The organism is Campylobacter sp. TTU-622 (genome assembly GCF_016598965.1).
Lineage (GTDB): Bacteria > Campylobacterota > Campylobacteria > Campylobacterales > Campylobacteraceae > Campylobacter_D.
This window is the reverse complement of record NZ_JAENKR010000094.1, coordinates 1-4,777: the sequence shown is the minus strand read 5'-3', so window position 1 is coordinate 4,777 and position 4,777 is coordinate 1. Positions and strand designations below refer to the sequence as shown.

General features: G+C 24.0%; 5 protein-coding genes and 1 pseudogene. 4 read left to right on the top strand and 2 right to left on the bottom strand.

Annotated features, from left to right (window positions below; translation table 11 throughout):
- Together JG677_RS07145 and JG677_RS07140 are read right to left on the bottom strand one after the other, a co-directional pair.
- Nucleotides 1–547 (bottom strand): annotated as a pseudogene (locus tag JG677_RS07145) (MBOAT family O-acyltransferase); the annotation flags it as partial.
- A gap of 20 nt (nucleotides 548–567) precedes the next feature.
- A complete protein-coding gene (locus tag JG677_RS07140; RefSeq protein WP_200170012.1) occupies nucleotides 568–1,068 on the bottom strand; it encodes a ferritin in 501 nt (166 codons plus the stop codon).
- 295 nt (nucleotides 1,069–1,363) lie between these two features.
- Here JG677_RS07140 and JG677_RS08880 point away from each other — a divergent pair, with 295 nt between their 5' ends.
- Genes JG677_RS08880 through JG677_RS07120 form a run of 4 tightly spaced genes read left to right on the top strand, consistent with a single transcriptional unit; the run spans nucleotide 1,364 to nucleotide 4,730 of the window.
- Entirely contained in the window at nucleotides 1,364–1,735 is a 372-nt protein-coding gene (locus JG677_RS08880) for a hypothetical protein (RefSeq protein WP_234126394.1), read from the top strand.
- Between the two features lie 2 nt (nucleotides 1,736–1,737).
- The gene (locus JG677_RS07130; protein ID WP_200170013.1) at nucleotides 1,738–3,054 is read left to right on the top strand and encodes an MATE family efflux transporter; all 1,317 of its coding nucleotides are present in this window, start codon (nucleotides 1,738–1,740) and stop codon (nucleotides 3,052–3,054) included.
- Entirely contained in the window at nucleotides 3,030–3,680 is a 651-nt protein-coding gene (locus tag JG677_RS07125; RefSeq protein ID WP_200170014.1) for a M48 family metallopeptidase, read from the top strand. Before JG677_RS07130 ends, JG677_RS07125 begins: the two co-directional genes overlap by 25 nt.
- A gap of 12 nt (nucleotides 3,681–3,692) precedes the next feature.
- Nucleotides 3,693–4,730, top strand: coding sequence for a hypothetical protein (locus JG677_RS07120; protein WP_200285967.1), 1,038 nt, complete (start codon nucleotides 3,693–3,695; stop codon nucleotides 4,728–4,730).
- Nucleotides 4,731–4,777 lie beyond the last annotated feature (47 nt).

Genomic DNA, 4,777 nt, shown 5'->3' with positions numbered 1-4,777 from the left:
GATCTATATTGTTAAAATCTCTTTTTTTAAAGATTTGATTAAAAAAGAATTCACTCTTCATTATAGGACCTAAAAGAAGAGTCGGAAAAAAGCTAAGATAAATAGCAAGATTGATAAAACTTTCAACTTTATGTTTTTTATAAACACTAACAAGATAAGTAATGGAATTGAAAGTATAAAAACTAATTCCCATTGGAAAAACAATATCAATACTTAAAAAATCTAAGCCTAAATAATTAAAAACAATATTTAAATTATCTTTAATATCTGAAAAATATTTAAAAAAACAAAGATTTAAAATAACAGATATAATTGAAATAAAAAGAATATATTTTTTTTCTCTTGTAAAAATAAGCAAGGCAAAATAATGAATAAAAAAAGTATAAACTAATAAAATTAAAGCAAAATAAGGATTTATAAGGGTATAAACCAAATAGCTAAATAATAAAACTAAAATATTTTGTATTTTGTAATATTTTTTAAAAATCCAATAAATTATAAAAAAGGCCGATATTAAAATGCTAAATTCTAAAGAAAAAAAAGTCATTTTTATCGGCAAAATCGGAATTATTTTTTAGCTTGTGCTAAATTTTTTATATATTGATCTGCTAGATAAAGACCATTTCCATGATCTCCAATAAGCTTGATTTTATCAACTATGCCTCTAAATAAAGCCTCTTCTTCGTGTTGTTCGCTTACATACCATTGTAAAAAATTAAAAGTAGAATAGTCTTTATGTGCTAACATATGTTCAACTAAGGTATTAATTGATTTTGTGATAAATTGTTCATGCTCAAAAGTTTTTTCAAATACATCAAGTAAAGAAGAAAAATTTTGTTCAGGTTGTTTAATTTCTTTAAGATCAACGTGAGAATCTGTTTCGTTTAGATAAGTAATTAAACGTTTTGCATGATCACTTTCTTCGCTAGCATGATTGAATAAAAAAAGTCCAGCCCCATCAAGACTATTTTCATAACACCAAGAGCTCATGCTAAGATATAAATTTGCTGCGTACATTTCTTTATTTATTTGTTCATTAAGTAATTTTACAACTTCCTTAGAAAGCATTTTTATCTCCTTTTAAATTTTAAAAAGTATTTCTATAATGATATATTATTTTTTTAAAAATAAAATAAAACTTAAAAGGTTAAAAATAAAATTTTAAATATTTTTAAAATAAGATAATATTTTTTATCATAAATTTAAAACTTATAAAATAGGTTGATATGGTATGATAAATTACAATAGAGTTTTAGTTTAAAATAGCAAAACTTGCTTATAATATATTTTTGGTTAAGATTTATATAAAAAAAAGTATATTTTTATTAAAATCATATCTTTAAATATTTTTTAAGGATATGATTTGTTTAGGGAATTTTTAAAACTTAGCGAAGAGCCTTTAAAAAGCAAGATTAAGGATTTGTATTTTTCTAAGTTTAATTATGTAGGCACTAAGATTGATTTTTGTATCACTCAAAATTTAGGACTTTTGGGTGAAATTAATTTGCTTTGGGCTGAAGCTAAACAAGGAAAAAGCGAGCTTAAAAAGTCTTTTGTAAAACCTGTTTTTATCATAGAAAAATATAAATTTCATATAAGACAAATTCTAATTTTACTTTACAATGCAAGGGATAAGTATTATAAAATTTTATTTAATGATTTAAACACAGCCTTAAATGCTTTAGCTAAAAAGTTAGAGCCAAAAATTTATGAATACGGCTTTTTAAAAGAATAATCATGGCAAAAAAACAACTTTCTTTAACAAGACTTAGTATTCCTATATTTTGGGACTTGCTTTCTAAATATTTAACTGTGATTATAAATACCGCTATGGTATCGCATTATTCTAATTTTCTTGTGGGTGCCATGGGAGCTGGAAATCAAATTTTAGATCTTTTTATAACTATTTTTTCATTTTTAAGCGTAGGTTGTAGCGTAGTAATAGCTCAAGCTATTGGAGCAAGAGATCATATTTTAGCAAGAAAAGTGATCCATCAAAGCTTGTTTTTAAATGCGCTTTTAGGTTTTGTATGTGGAGCACTTATTTTATGGCATGGAGAATATTTACTTTATCTTTTAAAAATTCCACAAGAATTGCTTAAAGATAGTGAAATTTATTTACACATGCTTGCAATTTGTTTGTTTTTTGATGCTATAGGCATTGTTTTAGCAGCCATTGTAAGGGTTTATAATATGGCTTATTGGGTGATGCTTATAGGATTTTTAATGGATATAGTGGTAATTGGGGGAAATTATTATGTTTTACACTATACAAAATTAGAGCTTTTTGGAGTAGGGCTTAGTAATATTTTTGCACGTATTGTTGCTATAGTTGCTTTGCTTATCATACTTTTTTATAAACTTCAAATTCATCTTAAAATCAAAGAAATGATTAAACTTGAAAAAGAAGTTTTAAAAAAGGTTTTAAATATAGGTGGATTTTCAGCAGGAGAAAATCTTTTGTGGATAGTGCAATATACTATAGCTTTTGCTTTTGTAGCAAGCTTAGGTGAAGCAAGTTTAGCTGTACAAACGATTTATTTTCAAATTTCAATGCTTATTATGCTTATAGGACAAGCTACGAGTATAGCCAATGAAATCATAGTGGGAAAATTAGTCGGTGCTAGATATGAAAATATTGCTTATAAACACGCTTGGCGTGCTTTATATTTTAGTGTTATAGCGAGTGCTTTAGTAGCACTTTTAAATTATCTTTGTCAAGATTTTACTATGCAAGCTTTAGGTTTAAAAGAAGAATTAAAAAATTTAATGATACCCTTATTTGCTCTTTCAATCTTTCTTGAAATTTCACGCACTTTTAATATAGTCATGGTAAATTCTTTGCGTGCAAGCGGTGATGCGAAATTTCCATTTTTTAGTGGTCTTGTTTTTATGATGGGTGTATCTTTACCAGTAGGCTATGTGCTTTGTTTTTATTTTAATCTTGGAATTTTAGGTATTTGGATAGGTTTTTGTGCAGATGAGTTTTTGCGTGGAATGGTAAATTCATATAGATGGAAAAGTAAAAAATGGCAAGGCAAAGCTCTAGTTTAAAATCTTTTATTTATAAAAATGAGTGTTATTTTTATACTAAAAAACGTATAAAAAGTTTAAGATTGAGATTAAATGAAAAAGGCGAATTTATTCTTAGTATTCCTTATTTTTGCACTTTTAAAAATGTTTATGAATTTTTAGATAAATCAAGTTTTTGGATAAACGAAGCTAAAGAAAGATTTTACAAAAAAGCTTTAAAAAATGATGAATTAATTTTTTTAAGCAAAAAATATAAAATTATTTTTGATGAAAACACTAAAAAAACTTATTTTGATAAAGATAATATCATTACCCCAAATAAAATGAAACTAGATTTGTTTTTAAAACAAAATGCTAAAAAAATTTTTAGTTTTTATCTTAAAAAATGGTCTTTAAAAATAGGGGTTAATTTTACACATTTAAGCATTAAAAATATGAAAACACGTTGGGGATCTTGTAACCACAATAAAGCCTATATTAATTTAAATTTAAAACTTTTACAAAAGAGTTTAAAAGCTATTGAATATGTCATTTTGCACGAGTTAAGTCATATTAAATATCCAAATCATAGTAAAGAATTTTATGATTTTTTATACAAATTTATGCCAGACTTTAAAAAAAGAGAAGCGGAATTTAAAACAAATTAAGAAGGATAAAAATTGATTTTAGAATTTAAGTTTAATTATATAGGCGATAATGATGTTTTTGAGTATTTGCTTAATTTTTATGCAAAAGACTATATTTATGATATTTTAATAAATGATGAAGAATATATTCTTAAGATCAAAGCAGATCCTGATAAATTAAATGATTTTTGCAATTCTTTAAACAATATGTCCCATAGTATATTTTTAACAGGATTTGAGGTAAAAGAAGGAGATGATTTTAAGCCTTTATACAAACAAAAAGAAATTTTTGAAAAATATACTTTATTGAGTTTTTTAAATTCTAATGCCTATGCTAAAGAAAATATTTTATTAGAAAATGAATGGGGTCAATTTTGTGATATTTCACTTTCTTTTGATGGTAAAAATTTTGAAAAAATCGATAAAAATAATTTTCACTCTTTGCTTTCTAAAACATTAGATATTATTAAAAAAGATGAAAAAATATGGATTAAAAATCATAAAGGAATTTATACTATACATCTTTTTGATAAGGAATTTAAAGAAGATTTTTTAATGCCTTGTGATATTAAGGCAATCTCTTCTATCTTTGTATGTTCTAATGAGCAATTAAAATTTTTAGCAAGTTTTGAAAAGCCTTTAATGGCTTTTAAATTAAATGCATTATTTAGGCAAAAATATGATTTAAAAATTGATAAATTTTTATTAAAACTTGCTGAAGATATTTTTTTATTTGCCCTAGGTTATGAACTTTTTAAAGAAAATTTTCATTTTTTATCATTTAAAAAAGTTGAAAATTTTATAGATGATTTTAAAATATTAAATGTCAAAGATAAATTTGTTGTATTAGAGGGCTTTGAATTTATACATTCTAAAATTAGAGCTTTAATTTTTTCCAAAAATGATAAAAATATGGCTAGAATTTCTTATCTTGCTTCACGTTTTAAACAAAAAAGTTTTATTTTAGAGCTTAGCAAAGAATATGATGATATTTTATTACTAGATAAAGAAATTAATTTATTAAAAATCACTTTACCTAATCACTCAAAAACATCATTATCGCCTATATAATTAAACTTAAATTCTAAAATCAATTTTTATCCTTCTTAATTTGTTTT

Excerpts from the sequence above, each read along its gene's own strand:
- JG677_RS07140 (WP_200170012.1), bottom strand. The coding sequence starts at position 1,068 with ATGCTTTCTAAGGAAGTTGTAAAATTACTTAATGAACAAATAAATAAA.
- JG677_RS07130 (WP_200170013.1), top strand. The coding sequence starts at position 1,738 with ATGGCAAAAAAACAACTTTCTTTAACAAGACTTAGTATTCCTATATTT.
- JG677_RS07125 (WP_200170014.1), top strand. The coding sequence starts at position 3,030 with ATGGCAAGGCAAAGCTCTAGTTTAAAATCTTTTATTTATAAAAATGAG.